Below are 25,178 nucleotides of genomic sequence, written 5' to 3'. Positions count from 1 at the left end.
TGATGTGGAAAAATATCCGGAAGGAAAGTTTACCATTACCGGTGTTGAAGAACTTTCGGGAAGTGAGTATACGCATAAGATCAGCGGTAATCTGGAATTGAAAGAAGCGGTAAAGAATATCTCTTTTGACGCGACAATCTCTAAAGATGGTGATACTTATACCGCTAAAACAGCGACATTCACAATCGACCGTACGCAATGGGGCGTAAACTACGGTTCAAAAAATATCTTTAAAGACCTGAAGGATGGGTTTATCAACGACGACATGGAAATAACCATAACGTTGGTTGCGAAAAATGCGTAATCAGGCGATCAAAAATCCGGATGATGAATAATCTGAGAGATCTTGTGGGTAAAACGAAAGGTACACCGGCCATGCCGGTGCTTTTTGTTGGTCATGGCAGTCCGATGAACGCGATAGAGGATAATCTTTTCTCCAGGAAATGGAGGCAAATAGGAGAAGAGCTGCCCCGCCCATCCGCTATCCTCTGTATTTCGGCTCATTGGGAAACAAACGGCACGTTTGTTACGGCTATGCCCGGTCCGGAAACCATTCATGATTTCGGTGGATTTCCGTGCGAACTGTTTAAAGTGCAGTATCCTGCTCCCGGCAATCCGGCATTGGCGGCGACCATACAGGAGGAAATAAAACAGTATCCTGTGGAATTAAATACCGACTGGGGGCTGGATCATGGAAGCTGGAGTATATTGCGGCATATTTATCCCGCAGCCGATATACCCGTATTGGAATTGAGTATCGACTACACCCGGGGAATGCAATACCATTACGATCTGGCAAAAGAGCTGGCCTTTCTGCGCAGAAGGGGAGTGCTTATTGTAGGCAGTGGTAATATGGTGCATAACCTGCGGTTAATCCACGTGAAATCCATAGAAGGATTCAACGAACCTTACGGCTATGACTGGGCTTTGGAAATGAACGATATTTTTAAAAGAAAAATCCGATCTGCCGACCATCAGGCGCTGATTGATTATCCGTCACTAAGTAAGGCTGCGAAGCTTGCCATCCCAACTCCCGATCACTACATCCCCCTGATCTACGCGCTATCCTTGCAGGAGAAGAAAGACGATATCCAGTTTTTTAACGATCAGGCCTTAGCCGGCTCGCTGACAATGACATCGGTTATTATCAGGCAGTAAGAGGATTGATTAGACTAAAAAAACAAAATGATATTATTTCGGATTAAATGATGTTATTTTGATTTGAAATAAATGAAGGTGATTTGACGGACGATCTTCCGGGCGGGTAGGGGATTGTCCGTTTTTTTAATCCGATTTGTTGTAGGGGATAAAACGTTTTCTTTGGTGCCCCGTAAAAAGTAAAACCGCTGTAGATCGACTGATCTACAGCGGTTTTTAGTACACCCAGAGGGAGAGGATTCGAACTCTTTTTTGGAAGATTTGAAACGAATTAACCGGCTGAAAAAAAGTCCATACCAGCATGATCCAGAAGAAAATTAACCCAAAGGGAACAATCTCAAATCACGACAAAAGTAGTAAAATTAAAAAGGTGAGAATAAAATTATAGTAAGAACGAAGATTTCATGTAAAGTGATTCACAAAATATTTGCAGGTTATAATTTTATAACCTATATTTGTGATGTAAAAATATAATAGTTATGCCAACGCTTTTAATATTATTCGGATTAAGATTCTATTTCTACACACGTGATCATGAGCCTATTCATATTCACGTAAAGAGTCGCGATGGAGAGGCAAAATTTGAAATTGAAGAGGATCTGCGGTTAGTATACAATAATGGACTGAAACCAAAAGATGTGAAACTTGCCGAAAGTATTCTCGAGGAGAACAAGGAGAATTTTATTAAGGAATGGAAAAGGGTTTTCGGGGAATAATCCCCGAAAATCCGGATTAAAACAAGTATTACTATGAAAGTTAAAAAATTATGGTTTGACGGTGAAAAAATTTTCATCCTTACTGATGAAGGAAGAGAACTGTGGCAATCGCTGTTATGGTACCCGCGGTTGCTGAATGCAAGTCCGGAACAACGCCAGAATTACGAAATAGATAACTCCGGCATACGTTGGGAAGATGTGGACGAAGATATGTCGCTGGACAGCTTTCTCTATGATGATCCGGAACCTGTAGGAGTTGCAAGGATTTTCCGCAAACATCCCGAACTGAATGTGTCGGCGATTGCTCGGCGCCTAGGGATGAAACAAAGCCTTTTGGCTGCTTATATAAGCGGAAATAAAAAGCCTTCAAAAGAACGGGAGAAGGAAATTATAAATGTCGTGAAGCAGGTAGGTCAAGAATTGATTGAGGCCTGACCCAGCGAAAGGACCGTTTCGTTTGCCGTAAATATATTGAACAATGGTGTTAATATCAAAATTGTAGCCAGTTTATTAGTAAATAGCGGACTTGAACACACTGAAAAATATACCCGTGCCGTAGATGAACTGAAACAAAAATCTATAGATAGTTTGCCGAAATTACTTTAATCACTTAGGGTTTAATTCCCCGCCACTTGCGGCGAGAAGTAAAATTATTCATCCAAGATACCCCGACCGCTTGCGGCGGGGAGATTCATTTTCAAATGAATTTACGCCCAAGCATCATATCGTCCGTCATCATCGGGAGCAGTTTCTGAGAAATAGCGTGTTTCTGCATTTTCGTGTCCCTGTTCGGCGGATTTGTAAAGATAGTCGAGGGCAAGTTCATAGTTTTCTTCCACAAATTCGCCTTCGAGCAACAAAATAGCCCATTCATATTGCGCATCGGCGTTGCCGTTGTCAGCCATCGCTTTGTAAAATTGTATGACACCGGCTGCAAAATCGGGATTATTTTCCATATTTTCCTTGATCTGTTCTGACAAAGTTTTTTCTTCAATAATGTTCATTGATTCATATTCTTAGATTCGAAAATATTTTTTAAAACAGTCACAGACAATCCTGTGCATCGAATTATCATCACAGTTCCGGCAAATATTTGCTGATTTCTCCTTGCCAGAAATCCTCGAAATTTGGGTATTCGTCCCAAATCTCATAACTATTTATATCGCGGCTCTCATATTTTTGAGTTTGGGGGTTGTAGGAAAAGATGTCGTCATCTACCCGTCCGAAAAACAGCAAATTGTGTGGAAAAATATATCTTAGCGCCTCTTCGGAAAGGTCTTTTATACCCCAATCCAACATCTGTTCCACATAAATTCCATGCTGTTGCTCCATAAACGACACCATATCGATCAGTTCAAAGCCTGTTTCCGGGTCGGAGACAATGTCCGTTCCAAAGAGTTCCACACCATTGAAGGCAAAGCCGTTGCACTGTTGCAGGAAATCGGCATAGCCGGACGGGATGGGAGGCAGTCTTAAGCTTTCCAATTCATTGTTCGCCTCTTCGATATCTGCCGTGGTGGCAGGACGGACAACCATTGCATCGTCCAACAGGATAAGTTTATCTTTCTGTATAATCATCATTGATAATAATATGTTTTAGATTTTTCATAGCACTTCACCCACTACTCCTCGCAATATTTCCAAAACCTGCATTTGTTCTTCGCTGAACAAATCATCGCGTTGAGAAAGATTGTAAAGCGTTGATTGACATTCTTTTTTACACTCCGCACCCTGTTCGTCCATTCCGTAGGAATTAAACATATCGCCCTGCAAATACCGGCAGGCGGCAACGCTCACAAAGGCGACATCGCCCAAATAGCGCATACTTTCGCGGCAGGCATTTTCAGCTTTATTGTATTGATCAAGTATTTCTTGATCGGTATGTTGCGTATCGGTTTTCATTTTACGGTAGTTGTTATAGACTGATTCAAAAAGTTGCCAATAGCCACTCCATTCGGAACGAAAATCGGGGTCTTTTTCGTAATCAAGATGGTAGATTGCTTGTAAAACATCGTCATAACGGTTACGGAAAGTAATATTTTTGAACGGTTCGCCAAAGACCAGAAACCAGTACAAAATGGCGTGTTCAGCAGCATTGATATTTACAAAAAACTGTCCGAGTTCGGTATTGATGCAAAAATCGGTAAAATCTCCCTTTAACTCTTCGGAAATTCCCGAAAGGTATTGTTCTTTGTTTTCTTGAAAATCAGATAGTTTTTGAGTGAATTCCGCATCACGCCTTGCTTGTTCCTTTGCGGTGATTTCGTCCGCAAATTCATCTTCCAAGGAAATGTCCGATAGTTGAATTTGCAGCGTCAGTTGCGTGTGGATGTCGTAGGTGAAATTGATCGATTCCGTGTAAAATTCTTTGTTTTCGAGTGAAAGTGTAAATTCTCCACAATCTTTTATCACGCCTGTTTCGGGACAATCAAAAATCACTTTTCCCGAAAGTTTTGTAGGAGTTTTTTCGGAAAGATAGACATTAAAATACTCAAAATTAATCGGTGTAAGTTGTTCAATTTCGGAAAGGTCATAATTTTTTGAAGTCTCGGAATCTTCACCGGAACCGGGTTTAAAACTATTTTGTACGGTCAAGGTAAGCGATTCAATATGTCGATTTGCACGTTTTTCAAGAAGTTTTTGCATCGTCTCCGTTTCAGCACCGTAAAGTAAGAAAAGTTGCCCTGCCTCAAACCAATCGTAGTCGTGGGTGAGCAGGAGAGGGGTGAGCGTGTAACTGAAGTCGTCAATCACATTGGGGTTTGCACCGTTTTCGAGCAAAAATTTGATGAAATCGAGGTCTTTGTGGTCACAGTTGCAAATGGCAAACATCAAAGGTGTAAGACCGGAGACTCTATCATTGATATCAGCCCCATTTTCAATCAGAAATTTTGCTTTTTCAAGCGTAATTTCATCGGGTGGAAGGGCGATTGTTTCGTCATTTTCATCGGAAGTCTGTCGCAAACAATTGATGAGCGGCGTCCAAAGAAACTCGCCGTCAGCACTTTTTTTGTTCACATCGCAACCGAGTTCTATTAAAAGTTTCAATTTTTCAATCGGAACACCGGAGTGAGTCGCGTTCCAAAGAGCAGTAGAATTTTCGCCTGAAGACATATCGGGGTCTGCACCATTTTTCACAAGGAAACGCAAAATTTTTTCCGCGTCGTTGAGATTATCAAATACTTTCCAAGTCGTAACATAATAAAAAGGTGTTGGTTGCCAATCAACAAAATATGCATCACATTGCACATTGAGCGAATTTCCTTCGGCAATGTAGCGTTCCAAAAGTTCGTATTCTTCAAACGCGGCAAGAGCCGCTGCAATGTTGTTCATTTCATCTATACCAATAACATCCTTAATCGTTTTCTGTGGAAATTTTTTCAAATTGTTGATATGGAAATAATAAGGAACGAGCCCTGGTATGGGGAAATTCTCGTTTTTGACTTCAATTCCGTACATTTTTTCTGCCAAGATCTTTTCCGCAATCATTTTTTGATGTTCCACCACTTCCGTGTCTCTTCCTTTTGTGAGCACTACAACTTGATGAATATCAATTATTGCATCTGCATATTTGCCAAGATAAAACCATGCCAAACCACGCTGATAAAGCGTCTCGCCAATAAGTTGAATATTATTATTCGCAAATTCCAGGACTCTGTCAAACAGATCGATATCGTGAGGGTGATTTTTTATTTGCAAATTAGAATAACCATATTCATACAATCCCTTTTCGGGTATAATACTGACCGGTGCTTCATATTCCCGCACCACGTTTTGTCCATCCACCTCTGTCACAAGAATTTTCTTTACAGCCGCCAATGCCGGCTGCACTTCGCTATGTATTCCATTCAGATAAACCATCTGGGTGGAGTGGAACAAAACAGCCTTGTTGCCACCGGCATAACAGAGTCGCGGTTTTATAGGTTCTACTCCTTTTGCAGAGATAGCGAGTAAAATTTCACCGTTGGCGTTCTGCAAAATATCATACGTTTTTTCTTCAATAATGTTCATTGATTTGCATTTTTATATAGGTAATACAGTTGTCATGCTCGTTTATTCCAGAAATATTACTCTTACACATCTCATTCCGGCTTTCAGTTGGGTCTCCGACTGAAAATCGAAAATACCATCTTGTCGTAATTCAATGGTAGAGTGATAAATTTCAGTGCCGTAGATAATTATGGCGTCTATAAGATATCCCTCTTCGCTACGGGAGACCGTCGCCGGGCGGATGGTGGTTTCCAGAAATTTCAAATCCTCCCGGGAAGGGCTATCCGAGAACTCGATTTCATCAAGACTCTCTACCAGTCGTATATTTCCCTTATCCGTCCAGATACCGTCAAGCACGAACTTGGCATAAGGTACAATCGTACTCTCGTCAAGTATCAATCCCAGTTTATGGAGGTTATCGAAAACGGAATCGCGTATGCCCTCCATCTTGATAATGTCGTTGTCCTTTCTGTTCCACAGATAGTGCATCGTGACAGGTGGAATCGTCGAGAAAGTCTGTGCTGATAGCAACTTGTAATCTTTGAAGAAGGGTAACGGTGCCGTTTTCAGGTGTGTCTTTTCTTCAGAGAACAGGTCGTAACTCGACAGGGAATTGATCAGGGGAATCAGTTCCGCATATTGGGACGAAGGAATATCCAAGAGGCTGTGTTGCATTGTAATTTTCTGTTTATCGGTTCTTCTTTACCCTTACTATCCATAAAAATATCAGGACCAGGACCAACGAGATCGACAGGAAAATTTTGATTTCCAGGCTGCCGGTGTTGAGGTTCGAGATATTCGAGTGAGGTGCCGCATCCAGGAAACTTACCACATCCACATAAGTGGAATAGATGGTGATTGCCGAAAGGAACATAAACAGTATTTCGAGCGTATTGGAGTGTCCTTTCTGTGATTCCTGGGTTTTCTCCTCAATCAGTTTTTGGATAATTGCTTCGCTCCGCTCGCAGTTTTGCCTGTTTTCATCGTAAGGATTCTTCTCTTTGAATTTCCTCATAAACAGGTTTTGCCAATGTTCAATGGCTGTCTTGCGGAAATTGATGCAGTGCAGAATATAGTGCGTGTTGATCGTTATTTTACGTAAATCGCTTGAAGTGAAACTGTTGAAGGCACTTTCCACTTTGTCCTTCCGGAGAAACCTTTTTTTATTTGTTCTCGACAAATCGCTGTCGTTCATCAGTTTGATTATCGCATAATTGAGATTTCCCACCGAATCGTAGGTGTTGATCTCGGCGAGTAGAAGGTTGTAGGGTTCAACGATATTGTCGATTTCTGCAATTCCTGTCGGGTGGGCGGAGCAAATAATCGAGGACTGATCGATACCGTGCACTTCATAAGATTCCACCTTTTCGGGTTCATCGTTGATCCCGTAAAGCTGACGAATTTCACCGGCGAGTTCCCGGCTTTCACCTGAAAGCACCGTCAAGTCCTGGTATGTGTACATGTCGCTTTCATCAATAGATAGCACATCTTTTATCTTCAGCGGGATGCCAAACCAGTCCTCGCCGATTTTCACACAATCTTGTTTTTGCAGTTCGCGCAAAACCGGTTGAAGTAGCACTGTCCATTCGGTTATTGCCCGTGTAATGCTTGTCTGTAGGCGGCTGATTTTTTTCAGCGCCTCCACATTATCCACCTCGAATACGAGGCGTACATTAAGATAACCGTAGTCGGTGATACGAAAGGTGCAGTCACTTAACCTACAACCCTCAATCCCTTCCATCAGATAGACGCCATTATTCGCCTCTTCCATGAGAAAGAGGCCGAGTACTTCGAGTGTCTTTTCATCCGGTTGCAAGTCGATGCAGGGATAGAGGTTGTGTCCCATAGCCTGGGCGTCTGAGAAGTCGCGCCATCGGGCAATGATTTTGCCCTGGTACCTTTTGGGAAAAGGAAAGTCAATCGGATGTTCCAGAATAGTCTCTCCCTTTACATCGAGGGCATCGGTAAACCGGGCGAATTTGCTTTCGTTTACCTTGGCGTGGTACATCCACATGCGCGTTAAAACAAAATGGATCATAACGTATAATTTTCAGTCTTAGTTTTCAATTTTAATTCCATTGATTTTCTGTCGTCACTCGGCATATTCGAGTAAACTCAGATGTTTTCTTTGTTCAACAGAGAAAAACAAGTTTTTCATCTGTATTCACTTATCGAAAACAGTGCCAAGCAAGCTTTTCTCTGCTCTCATTCCTCAGAAAATTCAGTTACATCAGTATCCGGAATGAGTGGTGGTTGAATCAACATACGAGCCCTGGTACTTCCTGTCGAGTTCTTTCGATTCCGTACGTGAACCGTATTCTTCATGCCCGCAATGTCCGCATTTGTAGGTCAGTTTGTAGACACGCACCAGATAGAGGACATCATACACGTCGTTATTGTATGTGCTGGTGGTGTGGGTGACCTTTCGCTGATTGACGTTACGCGACGTTGTGCTTCCGTCACTCCATTTCGTTATCTCTTTGTCGTGTACCCATTCGCTGTTGGAGCGTGATCCAATCTTCTTGCTGTCTGTCTTTTTGCGCCACTCCTGGTATTCACGGACGAAATCCTCGCGGTAGTATTCAATGGTATATAACGATTTACAATCCGGGCAGCGGTTGGACGGGAAATCGGTGAACCAATCCAAAATTTTGGGCGTGAGCCACCATGTGGTAATCAGCAGTGCCGGAATAAAGTACCACCAGTGCATGGGAAAGCACAAACCCAACACAAGCCAGATGTATGTGGTGATAAAAGTGACAACCACAATAATTTGGGGGAATAGCTTGTTCGAGATAAAGATAAGCGGATAGCGGAAACGGAGTAGGCCGAACAGTAAGAATGGAATGGTCTGGTTGAAGAAAAAGAAATAACCGATGATCCCGAGTACAAAGAAAATCGCCAGGGCATACCCCGCTATTTTGAGTAGGATGGAGCGGTCTTCTGCATCAAAATCCTCTGTTTCAAAGGCGTTTGTAGAGATTAACTGTGAAAAGAAATCCACATCAATGATCGTGGAGACCAAGGGCAGGTATTTCAGGAAAAGCCGGTTGGGGGATTTGTAAATTTTACTGGTATAAGAAACCGCCACATCGTCCTGGTAAGTGATGATTACCTTGTAGAATCTTCCGTCGTTCTTGTCAAAAACACGCAAATCGTATTGAGCCTCAAGGCCATTTTTTGTTTTTTGTATAAGAAAGGCGGGGCGATAGAGATTTTCGTTTTCTTGAAAGGTTTTCCCGATATATTTTTCCTCAAATTTCTTTTTCGAGAGATAATAGTCGCCTCCTTTGTACTCATATTTGCGTACATTATTGCCGATAGCGGTTGTGAGTTTGTGGATATTCACTTCGCCCTGCTCTCCATTGGCTGTCTTGAATTTTATCATTTGATTATTATACTTATCCCCCGTCCGTTCCAATAGTGTGACCGTGTCACCACTTTTTACGGTCGTTTTCTCGTTGTCTGTAATGAGGTCCACCTTGTAAATAATCCCTTTGTTGTCCACCGCTTCCTGGGGAATCCATCCCCGCTGCCCGTCCTCTTTGGCCACCAAAAAACGAAGGTCGCTAAAGTCTGCTCCCAAAATAGTCAGTGAATCACCTTGGTGGATGGTGGCGAATGGCTCCTTGTAGGCAGAAAGTTGCGTACTTTGAATGGCGGCCACTCTGATGCCGGCTGGTTTATGATTCGGGATACTACAATAGATCAATGCGCCAATAAGGATCAGTGACAAGACGAAGAATAATAATGTACGGTCGAAAAAATATTTCATATTCCTATTGTTTTATGTATTCTATTTTACTGATTTTTACAAATTTATATCATCTTATACTATCTTTCACATCGCCGAAAATACCTATCATCCACATGACAAGCAGAAACAGGAAATAAATCTTGAATAAAAACAAATACAGCGACGAAAAAAGATAAGCGATTAATATTAGTACGATTACAATGAATATTCCAAAAAATATCGCACCTCCGGGACTACCTTGCTCATATCTCAAAATTTGCCCGGTTTCTTTATTTATTATGGCATAAACAGGGTATTCAGTGTGATGAAATGCCTGTTCTCCCAATGAAGACAGTATCAGAAGCGCCACAGCCCCCAACAGTACCGCCGCTCCGTAGCCACTGGCAACATACAACAGTACTATTGAGCCATAAGGAACAAGAAAATTCAAAATTTTCCGCATTGGCGACATATCACTGTAATCGTCTTCTTTACTATACGAAAGGGCTATCAGCGCAATAAAAGTGAGTAAAATATCCGGCAATTTGTATTTTGTAACATAATTCAACTGTTCCCAAGTGCTTGTGGGAAAGTTTATTCCCGTATCGGCATAACCAACAAATAAGTTTCCAATCGGTAGCACCGGCACCATTCCTTTGATATAAACCATCAAAATCGCCACGAAACCAAACAGCAGCGTCAGTTCGGGATTAAATTGATGTCTGCCGGTAAAAATATTGATGAGCGTGACAATCAATGTAAAAACCAGCAAGAACCAAGCCCAGCCCCGATTTACATCAATTGGAGGGGGCTTCAATTCGCCTTTTGTTTCGGCAAATGATTTTTCGCCGCCGCCCGTCAGCGAGAGAATTTCCTTGTCGCTGAGCGTGCGGTTGTAAATCGCTATTTTGCTTACCGCCACATCGCCTATGTCGCTACGCGCAAGTTGAAATTCCATGTTTTTGGGATTTGTATATACCTCGTCCCATCGCAAGCTCGTTTTGCTGTACTCCAATTTTTTGCCATTGGCAAAATAAGTCAGTTGCTTTTTGTCGCAATCGTAAGTTATCACAACGGTTTGCCACTCATCTCGTTGCAGACCGAGATTTGCCATGTAAGTGTAGTTGGAAATATTACTATAGTTCTTTTCGCGTTCCACGGAAGTAAGAATGTTCAAGTTTTCGTCCAACTCAAAATCAAATGAAATTGCAGGTATATAAACCATTTGGATTTCATTATTTATTCCGAAAGCAAAGTCCGTTACACGCGCAATGAATTTATTTCCGGCATTTTCATAATTGCGGTCTTTCTTTTCCCCAACTTTAAAGGTGCAAATCACAGTACCGTATTTAGGGGTTGCCGTCGTTGTCTTTATTCCCATCATATCGTCTATTCGCGACCAAAGTGCTGTGCCGTCGGTGCTATCAATGCCTTGGGTAAATGAAATCGGTGTTTTGGCTTCTCGGTTATCGTTGTAAAAAACCCAGGAACGGTTTTCGGGGATTTTTTTCGTGCTGCCTCGGTTGATACGGTCAATTACCCACAGAAATTTGCCATCGACGGTGGTTACAAGAGCCGTCGTGTCCATTCCCTGATGAAATTCTTTACCAAAAACCTGTCCGTTTTTCGGGTATGTCTGGGCATTCAATCCTCCCAAAAACAACAACATCGCGCAACCAATTATAAAATGTTTTATCTTCATCTATTAAATTATTTTTTTGTCAAAGTCGTCTGCATCAAGCATTGAGCGCCGAATTTCTATCTTTTTACTTCTCGCATCTTTTGAGTAACTCTCATATATTTCAAAAATATACTGCTGGTTCTGTATCATAAAAGTGAATTGTTTTAGCCTATAATTTTCAATAATATCACACTCACGTTGTCTTTTCCACCTGCATTTTTTGCCGCGGCAATCAATGTTCTCGTCGATGGATTTTCTGTCAGTATCTGCTCTATCTCCTCATCTGCCACCATGTCGGAAAGGCCGTCGGAACAGATAAGGTACAAGTCGTCATCCAACAGCTGTCCGCTGATGTTCTTGATGTCGATAAAGGCCGATTCTCCAGCTCCCAAAGAGTTGTATATCTGGTTGGAACCCTGTGAGAGGTCGCCGGTAAGTTGTCGGATCGAGTGGTCGGTGGTCAGTTGCTTGAGGATACCTCCCCTGAAACGGTACAACCGGCTGTCGCCGATATTGAGCGCGAAAACCATTTCCCCATAGAAAAGAAGCCCGCAAAAGGTGGTGCCCATTCCTTCCTGTTCGGGGAGTTCGTAACTCCTGTGCAGGATGATGTTATGTGTTTTTTCCGTCCACTCTTTCAGGGAGAGGTTGATCCCGCTTTCATCCAGCCCGTCGGCCAAATCGAGTATGAAATCGTCGAAGAGGCGTAAGGCTATTTCCGAAGCGATCTCACCGCCTTTATGACCGCCCATGCCGTCGGCGACAACCGCCGCGAACCGGACACTATCTGAAAGTTCAACTATTTGTTTCGCGCTGTTGTCGCGAAAATATTCGCCGGCAAAAAGGATCATGTCCTCGTTGTTGGCCCTTACACAACCGATATCGCTGTTTATTTCCGATTTTAGTAGCATGGCGCTGTTTTATGTTATTCTACAATGAACTTCAAATCATAAAAGGCAATGGTATCTCCCACCTTGAAGGGTGTGGAGCGATGAGCGGCCAGACGGACACCGTTTATAAACGTGCCGTTGGTAGAGTCTAAATCAGTAATCTCCCATACATTGGTATCATTTCTTTGGAGACGGGCATGGGTTCCCGAGACATACCCCTGGGAACCGAAGATGTGGACATAATTTCCAGCCCTGCGACCGATGATGGCACCGTCGAGGAGCTGCAGGCGGGCGTTCAGTGTATTATTGACCAGAAATTGAGGGACTGCGGGAAGCATTTCCGGACGGACTGTCGATTCAGGAGTTTGTGGCATTTTATCATTTTCGGTTGATACTGCAGGATCCTCTTTAGGTTTGCCTTTTACTTTGATCTTTCCAACGACATTATCCACATAGTGCGTCTCTACTTCTTCTTTATTCTCCTCCTGTGGTTTGAACTCTCCTCCAAATATCTTTCCAAATGAACTGAAATCGATGTCAGATTCCTTTATTTGTTGCGGCTGTGGAACCGTTTCTGGGGATTGTTGCGGGGATGGAGTTTTCTCTTGTGGAGCGGAACTCGCAGTCTCTTTCGCGCTTACGAGCGGCCTTCCACACTCGTTACACATCTTGTTTTTCTTGAAGCCATGTCCGACAGGGCAGGCCATCAACTCCTTCCCGCACTGGTCGCAGAAAAAACTATCCGATTCTATCTCCTTGTCGCAAAAGGGACATTTAACCAAATTCATCTTTCGTACCTTTTTATAATAATTTTATGACTTAATCATGTCTTCGGGCAACAATAACTTGTACTCCTCCTTGTTGAACCCGGGCTCTTCCATCCTTTGTTTCAACCGGCTGCTCTGACGTCTCTTGACATTGTCGAAGTAATTGTTTACCTCGCGGGCATTGGCAAAGTTGCGTCCCCGGTTGGCGTATAGGTTATCGAAATACTCTACCATCACGCTATCCGCTTCGGGAGTCAGTGAAAGTTGGTCTTTCGAGGCTTTCATACGGAAGATATCCGCCATTTCCCCACCGGTATAATCTTCGAAATAGATGGTCTTCGTAAACCGGCTTTCCAATCCGCTGTTGGTATCGATCCACTCCTGTATCTCCCGTGGATAGCCGGCGGCGATAAAGACCATCTTCCCCTTGTAATCGAGCATCATCGGCAGGATGGTGTTGGTGGCCTCCTGTCCGAAGTCGTTAGGGCCACCGCTTTTCAGCGTGTAGGCTTCATCGATAAAGAATACGCTGCCGATGGCGCTCTTCACCTTTTCTTTGGTGTTGGGAGCCGTTTGTCCCACGAATCCAACAACCAGGTCTTCCCGTTTCACCTCCACGAGCCTGTTGGTCGGCAAAACGTCAAGGGCGTAAAAGATATCGGCCATGATGCGCGCGACGGTGGTTTTTCCCGTGCCGGGGTTTCCGACAAAAAGGTAATGGTCGCCCACTCCCTGGAATTTCTTTCCAAAGGCTTCCGCTTTTTGCCGTTCCACTTTGATATAGTCGGCAATTTCCCGGATGGTGCTCTTGACATTGTCCAATCCGATCAGGTTGTTGAGTTCCCTGTAAATATCTTCTTCCACCAGCGCTTTGGGAGCGTCGTAGGGAATATCTTCCGCTTCAAGGATATGGTAGTCGTCATCGGTCAGTATCTCGCCGTTGTCTTCCCGCTTCATCAGGCGGACGGCACGGCGTGTGTCGGCCTCTTCGAGCAGCTTCACCATCTCACCGGCATTGCCAAAGTTTTCCCGCTTGGCATCCACTATCTGGGCGATCAGCTTTTTCAGGACTGTTTTGGCGTCATCCGTCAGCCTATCTTTGTTCTTCTTCGCGTTGAGCATGAAGATTTCGTAGAGTTCTGCGGCGTTATAATCTTCGATATGCAGCTTATTGGTAATGCGGCGTTCCATACCCGGGTTGCAATTGCGGATGAATTGCTCTATGGGTGTACGGTAACCGGCGAAGATGACCACAAATTTTCCGGCATCTTCACTCATGCGTGTCATCAATGTCTCTACGGCTTCCTGCTGCGTATGTTGGGCATAGCCATCTTTGTCGCCCAACCCATACGCTTCGTCAATCAGCAGCACGCCACCCATGGCTTCATCGCACGCCTTGTTGGTCCGCACGCCCGTATCGTTGACGATGGACGATTGCAAATCGGCCGGTTTCTTCACTATCACTTTTGCCGAAGGAAGCAGACCGATCGCCTTGAAAATTTCCCCCAGTTTGTTGGCGATGGTGGTCTTTCCCGTACCGGGATTACCGGTCAACGCGATATGCACATTGGTCAGCTTGGCATCGCCCTGGCCACGCTCTATCTTGCGCTGGTTGAACTTCAGCCTGGTGGCCAGATCACGGATTGCCCGCTTCACGCTATCCATGCCGATGTATTCGTCGAGTTCGGCCAGGATAGCATCCAGGTCTTTTTCCTGCAGGCTTTCCGCTCCTTCGATATCTTCCCGGGTAAGCGTGGAAATCATTTCCCGGGTTATTTCTATCTTCCGCCGTAGCTCCTGGATGCGGAGTCCCTTGTTGCCAATGGCTTTCTTGAGGATATTTTGTACATCACGGGCATTCCCGAAATTCTTCTGGTCGCGGGAGATATAGATTTTCTTGAAATAATTCAGCAGGTGCTTGTCCGCTTCTTCATCGAGGGATAGTCCCTCTTTCCTGGCCATGCGGCGGAATATCTCACTGAGCTCATCCGGCTTGTAGTCGCGGAAATTAACCGTCTCGTTGAAGCGTGACGCCAGCCCTGAATTGGTCGACAGGAAATCGGTCATCTCTTTGGTATAGCCAGCGGCAATGCAGATAAACTTGCCCCGTTTGTCCTCCATCAGTTTCAGGAGCGTGTTGATGGCATCGGCACCAAAATCATTTCCCGCCAGGTCGTAGGCTTCGTCGATAAACAGTACGCCGCCCATCGCCTTGTCCACTATATCGGCAGTCGCCTGGGCGGTCTGTCCGACATAACCCGCTATCAGATCCTTGGCGGCAACCTCTACCAGATGTCCGCTCGGCAGTACCTCTATCGAAGCCAGTATATCGGCGAAGATACGGGCAATGGTGGTCTTACCGGTGCCGGGATTCCCGAGAAAGAGGAAATGGTCTTTCAATTCCGGTTTGGCATGGCTTCCTTTCAGTTCCTTCTCGTCGTTTATCTTATTGATAATCTTCTGCACCGTGGTTTTTATCTCGTCGATCCCTACAAACTGGTCGAGTTCGGCCATGATCTCGTCATAGCTCTTCTCCTTGAATTCTTTCCCTTTTATATCATCCGCTTCGAATGTGGTGGCATCGAAATTACGTTGAATGGCTTTTTGCCATATCTGCTCGGCTTTCTTCACGGCGAAATGGCCGTTATTGCCAAACTGGAAATCTTCCTGCTGGTTTCGGAAAGCGTACTTGAACACCCGTTCGAGCTTGTCTGCTGCTTCTTCTCCGGGGTCCAGGTTATAGCTGTCTTTGAGCGTGTTGATACAGATTTCGGACAGTTCGGCGGCGCTGAAATTGCTCAATTCGAAATGGTACTCGAAGCGGCTGGCGATATCGGCATTGGTACGCATAAAAGCGTTGAGCCCGGTGAGGCCCGACAGGATAACGATGGGATCGTTGTTCCATTCGCCATTCATGCATTTGAAGAGCTTGTCGAGTTTGTTGATGTCGTCCGAAGCTTTCTGTGGTAACAACTTCTGTGCATTCTCTATAACTAACAGGCCTCCCTTGGCTTTGGCGATATTCTCTTCCCATTTGTCCTCTTTCGAGAAGTTCTCATAATCGACCGCGTCGATGATTTCCGCTTTCGGGTTTTTGATGACTCCCGTGGAATAGAGCAATGATTGGATAAGTTCAATCAGCTTGGTCTTGCCGGTGCCGGTGTTGCCGGTAATCACCATATCCATCCCAGGGCGTACTTTCACCCCTGTTTTCTTGGCTCTTAGCGCCAGCATCTCGCAGATCTTCACCAGACTGTTCAACTGGTTCTTTACCTGTTCCATCCCCACCAATTCCTGCAATGGGGCGTTCGATTTTGTGACGACGCTTTCCCCGCAATATTTGCAGAAGATGGCTTTTTCACGATTGGGTTTATTGCATTTCGGACACTCCATAGTATCTATTTGACAAAAATAAAATCTACCTGCTTTTTGGTTGTATAGTTTTGATAAGTTCCTGAAAACTCCGTAAAATCATCGTTGAATTTTCCGTTGTACTCGCCATCGAGGTTACCGTTGGCATGCACATCATCGAAATGGAAACTCTTCTCGTCTACGTTAATGCTGCCGGTTAAATTTTCTGTGATCAGGTTCTGGTATTGGACGCTGATCGTGGCTTCTACAACATCTTTTCCCGCTTTGGATATCTGCATGACCGCATCCCGTCCGTCAAAGGTTCCTTTCCATTCCCCTTGGAAGAGTGTGTATTGCTGTTGTATGATTGCTCCTTTCCCGGAAAAAATACCGGTAATGCGGGAAGCATCGAAATTTCCAAGCACGACAAAAGAGATGGTTCCGAAGGCGATAATTAATACCCAAGGGACAATCAGTTTTTTGTAGAATGCTTTTGTGTTTTGCCCGATATCCCATGTCAAATCCCATATCCGGTCGCCGATAGACGAATTGAAATTTTCACCTGCGGGAGCCCGGAACGCGAAATGTAACGGCTCTAAAATGAGCTCTTCCGTGGATGGGGCAAATAAATCCGCGTTACCCCGTTTGGTGATCGCTGTCTTTACCGCCTGAACGATCATCATCACCACCAAGAACGCCAAAAACGCAGCAGCAATGTACACCAGGTAAGGAGCAATGAAAAGCAATCCGAAGTATACAATGACCGCGGCAAGGCCCCCTATAAATAGAATACCCACACAGCCCGTATCGCTGCCGATGTCATATATATTATATATCATGGCCGCGATTCCCACTATGAAAGAGACCACATATATCCATATGGAGTGGAAATCTCTTTCCTTGGGAATATCCAAAGAGAGTAATCCATAGATGACTGCCGCGACAGCAATCAGGGTGAGCGGTATGATGATCGCTTTGGAGAAGAGGTTAAACCTGTATTTGCGTTTCAAACCACTCACGCTTGCTACAAGTTGGTCAGTGGCCAGCCGGTAATTTACCACATCTTCATGGTTTTCATCCAATTCTTCCAGTTTCTGCATGTATTCGTCGGTAGCCTCTTCATAGGCGAATTGCGGAGAGAGGTCGAGATCGGGATCTTCCTGGAAGAAGGTTGTCAGCCAGGCATCCAGGTAACCTTTGGCCATTTCTGCTTTGATCTCTTTACGGGGAATCTCTTTTAATTCGTCGAGCGTATATACATATTTGTCGCTTTTCGGAAAATAGTAGTATGGATCAAATCCAAGCCCTTTGATCGCCTTATACACCCCAATTTTCCAGTTATAGGGGCCTGCCTTGTTGGCATTGTCCTTTGATTTTACATCGGCACAATATTTTATCCAGTCGATTTTATCGTCATAAACGCCTCCTTTCGATTTGAAGTAGTGGTAGAGCCGTGTATCGTCGATATCGCACATCATATCCAACTGTTCGCTCGCATAGTCGTTATCGGATAGCATATAAATATCCATTTGGTTGTTTATGTAGTTGCCAATTTCCGATGCGGTAAAGAAGTAGTTGTCTGCGTTTTCGTCGAGTACGAAGTTGTATGATATTTTCGGATTCAGGTTGTAGAGTAATATCCATATATCTTTATCGTGTCCTTTTATTGTGCGGAGTTTTCCTTCCAGTGCCTTGTCACGTGTGCCAATCCAGGTAAGAAAAGCTTCCGTCAATAGGTCATTCTCCGATTCTTCGCTTATCGGAAAATCGGGATTGACGGACTTCAGAAGCACCTCGTCGGTTGTCTGGCAATCGACCGTTTTACCGTTGTCATCTGTCATTGTCCATGGCAGGGAGGGGTCGAGGGCATAGATAAGCTGCAACATCGCATCCCGATTATCTTTCCCTTTTTTGAATAACGGAACCAACTTGTTGACTTCTCCTCGGCCCGTGGCATTGAGATAAATAAAGAGTTTGTCGTTCTTGTCCGCAAGGGCCTCGCTGTAGTAGTCGAAATTTTCCTTGAGCGAAGCCGCTATCTCTTCATTCTCTTCTATGGCCCGGTTGTTGATATCCAGATATTTCAGATTCGGGTGGAGGAAGTAGCAAGCCGCCCAGAAACCGGCTTCCTTGTTCTTGGGGAATTGCGTTTCGGTAATCTCGTCAAGCGGGGTCGATAGTTCGGTGAAATTGATCTCCTTGAGCCATGCCGAGATTTGCCCCCTGTAGAGGTAGGTGGTCGCCAGCTTCTGGTCTTCCATCATGAATTTTACCAGTTCCTCACGCGACTTTGCGATTTGTTTCTTGGTGGCGTTATATACAATATTGAACTGGATATTCTCTTCGTTGTAAATATCTTCGCCTTTCGCCCATTTTATCACCTCTTTGAATCCGGCCCGTTTTTCGGGATCGGCAATGGTCAGTGCCCTGGCCAATTGCAACAGGCGTGGCGGCATATCTTGGGGGTAGGGGAGCTTGTTGTCCTGTTTCAAGGTCCAGAGGACACGCTCTCCGGGTGCGCGGTACCTATCTTCGCCCCCTTCCCAAAGTACGAGTAGCATCATTCCCAGCGAATAGAAATCCATACTTTTGGTGATGGCGATGCCGTCGATGGTCACATAGTACTCGGGAGCCGCATAGATTTTGGTACGCATCTGGATTTTTACTTTCGCTTCCCCGTTCTCATCACACCGGATAGCAATGCCGAAGTCGGCCAGGGAAAGTTCTTCTACTTTATTGCCTTTTTCCCTGAAAAAGAAATTGGCCGGCTTTACATCGCGGTGGATCACCTGCTTCGAGTGAAGGAAATCGAGGCAGACAGCGCACTTGATGGCAATCTCTCCTAAAAGCTGTTCTCCTTCAGCGTTGTGAGGTATGGTGATCTGGTCGAGCGAACCTCCCTGGCAATAGACCATCAGTTCATAGTATTGTAACTGCCCCGTTTTCGGGTTTGTCCACAGCCCGTGATGGAGCGTATCTACAAGGAAATTGATGGCGGGGTTTCCGGAGTTCTTGCGGACAATTTCTATGATATCCTTGTCCGGTTCAATACCGGGTTTGTAGAGCTTTAGCGCGTATTGGATGTTGGCGTTCTCCACGAGATAGACGTCGGCCTCTCCCGTACTTTCGGAGAGCGGTTTGACTACCTTGTAGGTGATGTTATTCAGGAGATATTCGGTCTGCCCGGCTTGTTGTTCTATTTGACGGACCACCTTGTCGATCTCTTCCTGCCTGTTGGGATGTGTGGTTTTGCCGGTATCACCCCGCATGGTTTTCTCCGTCATCACGACACCGCGCGTGGTTTTCTCCGCGATTGCTTCTCCACGGGTGGTTTTATCGACCGGCCGCATCGTCTTTTCGGCCTCATTGTCACCTCCTCGGATTGTTTTTTCTACATTTTCCGGGTTTCCTCTTGTTGTCTTCTCGGCCCTTATCCCGGGATGCACAGTTTTCTCCGCTTCGTTGTCAACCGGTCTGAGAGTCTTTTCCAAATCGCTCATAATTTTTTTACTATTTATAGAATATAGGATGCGGTTCAGCAATCTTTGTGTGCAAGCACCCACGATTGCATTCACCTTTCACTATTTTTCAGGCTTTATCTTATAATTAATCTATTGCCTCACCCATATCCGGGTATCCTGCTCCACATCGTCATAAATCCACTTTCCGCCCTTGAACGGTTCCACGCATTCATTAGGTTGCGTATGTATACAACCGTACGCCCTGCATTTCCAGCCTATTTTTACCTTTACTTTCATTTTGACTGTCATTTCTACTTTTATGGCGGTGTAATAATCTCGTTGCATCTGCGGCGTCATGTCAGGATCAGGAAATATCGAATTGAGTGTTTCTCTCATCTCTTCCAGTTTAGCGTTGTATTGTGCCACCGCTTCCTCTTTGCCCGATATGTTAAGCGAGAATTTTTTACGTCGTTTTGGCTCGCGCTCGGGCGGCTTCGTTGTTTCTGATTTCTCCTCCTGCTCTTGTCCACGGAATGCAGCCAATAAATCTTTATATTGATTGACAAATACGCGGTTTTCTTCCGAGAGATCCGGTATTTCAGTTTCTTCCTCTGTTTTTTCACCGGCCTGAGAGATAAATTCCTCCAATTTGGCCAGTTCTTCGGCGATGGCGAGTGCTTTCTTCAATTCAGGCTTTTGCCGTATTTGTAGCAATGCCTCATGGGCTAATGCATTGAGGGGGGTATTGCATTTGCGGCAGAAACTGCGGAAATTAAGGGTTTGACAGCCTGGGCAAATAATACCTGTTTTGGGATTACCACATTCGGGGCAAAAAGTGTCGTCACTGTTTGTTGCTGCTCCGCAGAATGAACAGCTCTCTGCATGCAGGTTTTGCCCGCATTGGGGACAAATTTCCCAATTGGATTCCGTAGCCGCTCCGCAACGTGTACATGCATGGGATTTCAGATTTTTCCCACAGCCGGGGCAATAATTGTCAGTATCACTATATACTGTATTGCAATTTGGACATCGACTATTTTTAACCTGGGCTTCTTGTGACTGTTGTCCGATTTCTTGTTTTTGCTTCTGCTCTTGTTGCTCTCTGACTCGATATTGATTTTCTGTCATGGATTTAACAGTTTATTGCTTGCGAAAATAGTGAATGACTGTGAATAAATAGGTGTCAATATAACAAAAAAGCAAGTCAATTTAACAAAAAACGATGATTCGTGCTGGAAAATACAGATTTTTCTAAAAATGGGATACTATCCGGCATGAGGCTTATACTCCGAAGGAGTGCATCCTTTTATTTTGGAAAAGGAGCGTTTGAATGTTGATAGCGAATTAAAACCGCACTCTTCTGCGATTTGTTCCAGTGTCTGCTTTTTCTTGTTTGTGAGTAATCCACAAGCCGTCTCCACACGGAAAGAGTTCACATAATCATAGAATGTTGTATTCAGCTGTTTGTTCAGATATTCGGAAAGGTATGTCCTGTTTGTATTGAGGATTGATGCAACATCTGTAATATGCAATTTGGGATTAAGATAGAGCCTGTCTTCCTCCATTGCCTGTTTAAGTGTTTCGGCGAAATGGTATGGACGGCCGTTTTCTTCCACTTTAAAACTATCGTTTTCTTTTTTGCGGAAACGATAGAGAAGTATGTCTGGCACTTCAATAACGGCGTGCTGTAACGTGTAAAAATAGATATAACTCCAGATTGCAATGGTGATCAGGTAATAGAGCGCGTCTCCCCACCAGTTTTCGTATCCATGAATGAAAATCCACAAGATAAGATATAAAAACAAAATAACGATAATTGTGCGCACCCATGAAACACTCAATCCTTCGGTATAGGAGAAATTCTTTTTTACATAATTATCATATTGTCCGGAAGCCATAAACACTACAAATACCGAGATGCTACCGAGCAGAAGGCTGTAACCAACTATCCCGTAAAATAATATATCTGACGGGATGAGAATCAATAAGAGGGAGAGAATAACGGATGGTATGATCAAAGTAAGAGCTCGGCGCAAAGTTACCCATCCGGGTGACATCAACTCGAACAGAAATAGCATGGTAAAAGGGACGATCCACATATCGATGCTCATAAATATGCGTGTAAGATAATGTGTGTACCATACCCCTTCGATAAGGTATGCTATGTCTTTCATTTCTATAAACGCAAAGAAAATAGCTTCGTAAAATAAAAACCAGAGCAGTCGGCTTTTGTTCTGCTGCCAATATAAATGGATGGCGACAAATATGAAAAACATAAATGCCATCCCGTGAGTGAAATGCGCGATATTTTCAGGAAAGGACTCCATGATAAAATTTTTTTGTAAAGGTATTAAATTCTTATTATTGTTTTAGTGGAAAAAACGGATAAAATGACCTCTTGAAAACGGGGGAAAGTGGACGGATTCACTTTGCATAAAAATAATAAAAAAACGGACTGTTTCGAAGGAAGTAGTCCGTCTTTTAGTCCGACATGCTTTTAATTCGTTGATTATTAGTCGTCTTTGTACACCCAGAGGGAGTAAATTCGAACTCTTTTTTAGAAGATTTGAAACGAATTAACCGGCTGAAAAAAAGTCCATACCAGCATGATCCAGAAGAAAATTAACCCAAAGGGAACAATCTCAAATCACGACAACTGCTCGAAAATTAAAAAGGTAGAAAACTCTTTTGGTACATCGGACTGAATTAAAAGACTTCCAGCCTAATCAGAGCATCTTTAAATCACAACAAAAGTACAAAAATTAAAATGGTGACATTGCTTTTCACGGAAAAACTTATGGCAGAGTCTTAAATTTTATAGATTATTTATCCTGACAATAATCATTTTACTACAATATTGCTAATCTATCAATAATCTTCTCTTTTACTATTAGGTATGCCTTTTGTATATTGTAATTTTCATTGGGATCTAATAAATTGTCCGTATCTCCTATGAAATCCGGATCAATCATCTTACTTTCCATATTTTGAATAAATTGCTTGTAAGTTGGAGGTTTGGAGACCGAAAAATCCATATAGCGTTTGTAGCAGCGAATGATTAATTGGGGATCAGCATCTGTTGTGCTTAGGGCTTTGTATAAATCGAATAGATCACGTCCTTTTTTACGTTGGTACAAGGCCCGAAGTTTTGTTCCCAACAATTCCTCCAAAGGATAAGTAGTCAATTTGCAATCTCCCGAAAACCAGCTGTTTTCCATCTGAAAGGGGATTGTAACTAATCCCAGTTCATTAAAATGTTCAAAGCAATTTATCTCAATTTTTAGGCGGAGTGGTACGATAGGCGGTATCTCTGATTCCATACGAAACAACATGATATTGTTATATTGTTTTTGTTTGACAACCTTGCCGGGCAGAAAATCCAACACTTCCCCCAATTGTGAAAGGATTGGTTTTATCGGTCCTGCATTGATTTGTACAAGGTCAATATCTTCGCTATACCTGCTTTGTGGGGACAAATATAACTTATGCAATGCTGTTCCTCCTCTGAATGCCAACTGGCTTGCAAGAAACTCATCGCTGAAAATACCAATCAATGCACGGGATATTATCAAATCCTGTTCTACCTGTTCCCCTGTATTCCATGGAGCTTGCACTCTCCATTGGAGTATGGCTGCTCTATTTATCATAAATCGTCAACTTCTATTTCTGTATTAATGTATATCTTCCAGCGGGTATCCTTTTCTATATTCTTTTTCGGTGAACGAGTGCTTAATGGAACATAATTCAACCTTTTTCCATAGTTGTATAGCTTTTTGTATAAAACATCTGCCTGTTCGTTTTCTTTCAGAATGTAATCCAATATAAATCCTAATCGTTGAACTGCTGAAATGGAGGTGTAATCAAGCAGTTCATTCGATACTTTTGAGAAATCCGTTTCTTCCGTTAGTTCTGCCAGGATGGTGGCTGCTCTGGATAAGCCCCCTATATGTTTCTCATACTGTAGAAGGTCGATTGCCGTCAATTCCGGATTAGAGAAGCGGACTGTTCCAGTTTCCGAGTTTTTTGTTTGCAGGAAATTTTCGGGAATCTCTTTTCTGTAAATCCAATCGAGGATATTGTTTTTTGCTTTTGATACATTGGCAGCGGGATAAACCGTCATAACAGTGAAACGCTGTGAACGTTGGTGTGCAGCTCCGTATGATTCCGCAGCATTAAGCAAACTGATATAATAAGGTTTTCCGATATATGCCATTAATTGGTCAATATAATATGTAGGAGCAACAATTCCTTTTGCTGCATATTGCGGTGGAATAATCACATAGAAACTCTTATAGACAGATATAATTCTTTTTTTTGCGGTTAGACGGTATAGAGAATTAGAAAGGGTCTGTATAGAAGCATTTGGAAAGTCTTTACGCACTTTCTCAAAAGAGAAACTGTTGTATCCGTGTATCTCTAAAGTTTTAATCCATTCGCTCAAAGTGATATTTTTCATAGACTGCTAAATTTTCTGCAAATATAATCAAATTGTGATTAGGTTTGCAAGTTATTTCATCAAAATTGAATGGTAGAGGTTTTTCATACTTCTACACTATTCATGATTTTTTCTCAAAGAAATGACCTTCTTGATTAAGACTGAGCAGATGGATAGATAAGACGATAATTTTTAGTTCGAAAATATCCTGGTTCGATGCACCAATATATCGACCTGTTGGGAATCGAACTCTTTAATTGACAAATAATAGTGTTGGGTTCGTGATTTTATTATTTGATTATCATCGTTTTATATAGTTGTGATAATAGTAGATATGGAAAGTGGACTCTCTCTAAATTGCAGCTTTCCAAGTGTGGTTAAAGATGAAATAGGGTAGTATGAGGAGCTGAAAAACAGTATATTACAAAAAACCACCACTAATGTGGTGGAATTAAAGTACACCCGGAGGGAGCAAACTCGAACTCTTTTTTGGAAGATTTGAAGCGAATTAACCAGTTGAAAGATAGTCCGTTTCAGTATGATATGGACGAAAATCAACCCAATGGGAAACAGTCTCAAATTACAACATCGATTCGAAAATTAAAAAGGTGAGAATACTATATATACTTGTTTCAGGATAAAACGCGGATTTTTTATATAGTTCTTGTGGGGGTATGGTATGTTTCCCGAGCGATAAAAGAGACTTTAAAGACAGACTTGGCTGGGAATTTATATTGATATCTTTCGTTGACGAATCCCAGCAAATAGGATCTACGAATAATCCCAAACGGTTTTTTCCCGGTTTGATTCCGAGATGGGATTCCGAAATAAGGATATTGCTCCACATCTTGGTATATTGAAAACCTGTTATTAAATAATTGCGTCTCTTTCAGTACTATTTCTATTTAATCAGTATATTTGCATATTCCCGCTCAAAAAATAATATAATGAAAATTGATATCTTATCGAAAAGTGTAATTGAAAGAATGACAA

At 43.3% G+C, this 25,178-nt stretch carries 20 protein-coding genes and 2 pseudogenes; 6 read left to right on the top strand and 16 right to left on the bottom strand.

Annotation, left to right across the window (positions count from 1 at the left end; translation table 11 throughout):
• The 5 genes and pseudogenes from VB073_RS16800 to VB073_RS16780 all read left to right on the top strand — a co-directional run.
• Positions 1-304 (top strand): YceI family protein (locus VB073_RS16800; RefSeq protein ID WP_323405344.1); only part of this gene is annotated, 304 nt, incomplete at its 5' end.
• Between the two features lie 20 nt (positions 305-324).
• The gene (ygiD, locus tag VB073_RS16795; RefSeq protein ID WP_323405343.1) at positions 325-1,158 is read left to right on the top strand and encodes a 4,5-DOPA dioxygenase extradiol; all 834 of its coding nucleotides are present in this window, start codon (positions 325-327) and stop codon (positions 1,156-1,158) included.
• A 479-nt stretch (positions 1,159-1,637) separates the two neighbouring features.
• Positions 1,638-1,874 carry a DUF4160 domain-containing protein gene (locus VB073_RS16790; RefSeq protein WP_323405342.1) on the top strand — a complete coding sequence of 79 codons (237 nt, stop codon included), beginning with the start codon at positions 1,638-1,640 and terminating at the stop codon, positions 1,872-1,874.
• Between the two features lie 33 nt (positions 1,875-1,907).
• Positions 1,908-2,309: a DUF2442 domain-containing protein gene (locus VB073_RS16785; protein ID WP_323405341.1), complete on the top strand. Its 402-nt coding sequence runs from the start codon at positions 1,908-1,910 to the stop codon at positions 2,307-2,309.
• A gap of 18 nt (positions 2,310-2,327) precedes the next feature.
• Positions 2,328-2,480, top strand: a pseudogene (locus tag VB073_RS16780) (site-specific integrase); the annotation flags it as partial.
• A gap of 101 nt (positions 2,481-2,581) precedes the next feature.
• Here the strand turns inward: VB073_RS16780 and VB073_RS16775 are convergent.
• From VB073_RS16775 to VB073_RS16720, 12 genes are all read right to left on the bottom strand, one after another.
• Entirely contained in the window at positions 2,582-2,878 is a 297-nt protein-coding gene (locus VB073_RS16775) for a hypothetical protein (RefSeq protein WP_323405340.1), read from the bottom strand.
• A 70-nt stretch (positions 2,879-2,948) separates the two neighbouring features.
• Positions 2,949-3,455 carry a YrhA family protein gene (locus tag VB073_RS16770; protein ID WP_323405339.1) on the bottom strand — a complete coding sequence of 169 codons (507 nt, stop codon included), beginning with the start codon at positions 3,453-3,455 and terminating at the stop codon, positions 2,949-2,951.
• 24 nt (positions 3,456-3,479) lie between these two features.
• Complete coding sequence (locus tag VB073_RS16765) at positions 3,480-5,669, bottom strand: ankyrin repeat domain-containing protein (RefSeq protein WP_323405338.1); 2,190 nt, start codon at positions 5,667-5,669, stop codon at positions 3,480-3,482.
• 258 nt (positions 5,670-5,927) lie between these two features.
• Positions 5,928-6,539 carry a hypothetical protein gene (locus tag VB073_RS16760; protein WP_323405337.1) on the bottom strand — a complete coding sequence of 204 codons (612 nt, stop codon included), beginning with the start codon at positions 6,537-6,539 and terminating at the stop codon, positions 5,928-5,930.
• Positions 6,540-6,552: 13 nt separating this feature from the next.
• The gene (locus tag VB073_RS16755; RefSeq protein ID WP_323405336.1) at positions 6,553-7,902 is read right to left on the bottom strand and encodes a hypothetical protein; all 1,350 of its coding nucleotides are present in this window, start codon (positions 7,900-7,902) and stop codon (positions 6,553-6,555) included.
• Between the two features lie 192 nt (positions 7,903-8,094).
• Positions 8,095-9,639, bottom strand: coding sequence for a hypothetical protein (locus VB073_RS16750; protein WP_323405335.1), 1,545 nt, complete (start codon positions 9,637-9,639; stop codon positions 8,095-8,097).
• 49 nt (positions 9,640-9,688) lie between these two features.
• The gene (locus VB073_RS16745) at positions 9,689-11,302 is read right to left on the bottom strand and encodes a hypothetical protein (protein ID WP_323405334.1); all 1,614 of its coding nucleotides are present in this window, start codon (positions 11,300-11,302) and stop codon (positions 9,689-9,691) included.
• A gap of 143 nt (positions 11,303-11,445) precedes the next feature.
• Entirely contained in the window at positions 11,446-12,192 is a 747-nt protein-coding gene (locus VB073_RS16740; protein WP_323405333.1) for a PP2C family protein-serine/threonine phosphatase, read from the bottom strand.
• 14 nt (positions 12,193-12,206) lie between these two features.
• Positions 12,207-12,959, bottom strand: coding sequence for an FHA domain-containing protein (locus VB073_RS16735; protein ID WP_323405332.1), 753 nt, complete (start codon positions 12,957-12,959; stop codon positions 12,207-12,209).
• 24 nt (positions 12,960-12,983) lie between these two features.
• Positions 12,984-16,331 carry an AAA family ATPase gene (locus VB073_RS16730; RefSeq protein ID WP_323405331.1) on the bottom strand — a complete coding sequence of 1,116 codons (3,348 nt, stop codon included), beginning with the start codon at positions 16,329-16,331 and terminating at the stop codon, positions 12,984-12,986.
• Between the two features lie 5 nt (positions 16,332-16,336).
• On the bottom strand, positions 16,337-19,789 hold the full coding sequence (locus VB073_RS16725; protein ID WP_323405330.1) for a protein kinase domain-containing protein: 3,453 nt from the start codon (positions 19,787-19,789) through the stop codon (positions 16,337-16,339).
• Between the two features lie 111 nt (positions 19,790-19,900).
• Positions 19,901-20,437 carry a hypothetical protein gene (locus VB073_RS16720; RefSeq protein ID WP_323405329.1) on the bottom strand — a complete coding sequence of 179 codons (537 nt, stop codon included), beginning with the start codon at positions 20,435-20,437 and terminating at the stop codon, positions 19,901-19,903.
• Between the two features lie 121 nt (positions 20,438-20,558).
• Here VB073_RS16720 and VB073_RS16715 point away from each other — a divergent pair, with 121 nt between their 5' ends.
• Positions 20,559-20,741: a hypothetical protein gene (locus VB073_RS16715; RefSeq protein ID WP_323405328.1), complete on the top strand. Its 183-nt coding sequence runs from the start codon at positions 20,559-20,561 to the stop codon at positions 20,739-20,741.
• On the opposite strand, the pseudogene VB073_RS17540 reads toward VB073_RS16715, so the two are convergent.
• The 4 genes and pseudogenes from VB073_RS17540 to VB073_RS16700 form a co-directional block, all read right to left on the bottom strand.
• Positions 20,705-20,878: pseudogene (locus VB073_RS17540) on the bottom strand (zinc-ribbon domain-containing protein); the annotation flags it as partial. The gene VB073_RS16715 and the pseudogene VB073_RS17540 overlap by 37 nt on opposite strands.
• A 137-nt stretch (positions 20,879-21,015) precedes the next feature.
• Positions 21,016-22,077 carry a helix-turn-helix domain-containing protein gene (locus tag VB073_RS16710; protein ID WP_323405327.1) on the bottom strand — a complete coding sequence of 354 codons (1,062 nt, stop codon included), beginning with the start codon at positions 22,075-22,077 and terminating at the stop codon, positions 21,016-21,018.
• A gap of 522 nt (positions 22,078-22,599) precedes the next feature.
• Positions 22,600-23,397 (bottom strand): nucleotidyl transferase AbiEii/AbiGii toxin family protein, encoded by a 798-nt coding sequence (locus VB073_RS16705; protein WP_323405326.1) that lies wholly within the window; start codon positions 23,395-23,397, stop codon positions 22,600-22,602.
• Positions 23,394-24,206, bottom strand: a complete 813-nt coding sequence (locus VB073_RS16700) for a type IV toxin-antitoxin system AbiEi family antitoxin domain-containing protein (RefSeq protein ID WP_323405325.1) — start codon at positions 24,204-24,206, stop codon at positions 23,394-23,396. The genes VB073_RS16705 and VB073_RS16700 overlap by 4 nt, the downstream gene beginning before the upstream one ends.
• Positions 24,207-25,178: the final 972 nt, after the last annotated feature.

The organism is Proteiniphilum sp., from assembly GCF_034927365.1.
Classification (GTDB): Bacteria; Bacteroidota; Bacteroidia; order Bacteroidales; family Dysgonomonadaceae; genus Proteiniphilum.
The sequence above is the reverse complement of the archived record's forward strand: the minus strand, read 5'-3'. Positions and strand labels throughout refer to the sequence as shown.

Excerpts from the sequence above, each read along its gene's own strand:
- ygiD (WP_323405343.1), top strand. The coding sequence starts at position 325 with ATGATGAATAATCTGAGAGATCTTGTGGGTAAAACGAAAGGTACACCG.
- VB073_RS16790 (WP_323405342.1), top strand. The coding sequence starts at position 1,638 with ATGCCAACGCTTTTAATATTATTCGGATTAAGATTCTATTTCTACACA.
- VB073_RS16785 (WP_323405341.1), top strand. The coding sequence starts at position 1,908 with ATGAAAGTTAAAAAATTATGGTTTGACGGTGAAAAAATTTTCATCCTT.
- VB073_RS16775 (WP_323405340.1), bottom strand. The coding sequence starts at position 2,878 with ATGAACATTATTGAAGAAAAAACTTTGTCAGAACAGATCAAGGAAAAT.
- VB073_RS16770 (WP_323405339.1), bottom strand. The coding sequence starts at position 3,455 with ATGATGATTATACAGAAAGATAAACTTATCCTGTTGGACGATGCAATG.
- VB073_RS16760 (WP_323405337.1), bottom strand. The coding sequence starts at position 6,539 with ATGCAACACAGCCTCTTGGATATTCCTTCGTCCCAATATGCGGAACTG.
- VB073_RS16755 (WP_323405336.1), bottom strand. The coding sequence starts at position 7,902 with ATGATCCATTTTGTTTTAACGCGCATGTGGATGTACCACGCCAAGGTA.
- VB073_RS16750 (WP_323405335.1), bottom strand. The coding sequence starts at position 9,639 with ATGAAATATTTTTTCGACCGTACATTATTATTCTTCGTCTTGTCACTG.
- VB073_RS16745 (WP_323405334.1), bottom strand. The coding sequence starts at position 11,302 with ATGAAGATAAAACATTTTATAATTGGTTGCGCGATGTTGTTGTTTTTG.
- VB073_RS16740 (WP_323405333.1), bottom strand. The coding sequence starts at position 12,192 with ATGCTACTAAAATCGGAAATAAACAGCGATATCGGTTGTGTAAGGGCC.
- VB073_RS16735 (WP_323405332.1), bottom strand. The coding sequence starts at position 12,959 with ATGAATTTGGTTAAATGTCCCTTTTGCGACAAGGAGATAGAATCGGAT.
- VB073_RS16730 (WP_323405331.1), bottom strand. The coding sequence starts at position 16,331 with ATGGAGTGTCCGAAATGCAATAAACCCAATCGTGAAAAAGCCATCTTC.
- VB073_RS16725 (WP_323405330.1), bottom strand. The coding sequence starts at position 19,789 with ATGAGCGATTTGGAAAAGACTCTCAGACCGGTTGACAACGAAGCGGAG.
- VB073_RS16710 (WP_323405327.1), bottom strand. The coding sequence starts at position 22,077 with ATGGAGTCCTTTCCTGAAAATATCGCGCATTTCACTCACGGGATGGCA.
- VB073_RS16705 (WP_323405326.1), bottom strand. The coding sequence starts at position 23,397 with ATGATAAATAGAGCAGCCATACTCCAATGGAGAGTGCAAGCTCCATGG.
- VB073_RS16700 (WP_323405325.1), bottom strand. The coding sequence starts at position 24,206 with ATGAAAAATATCACTTTGAGCGAATGGATTAAAACTTTAGAGATACAC.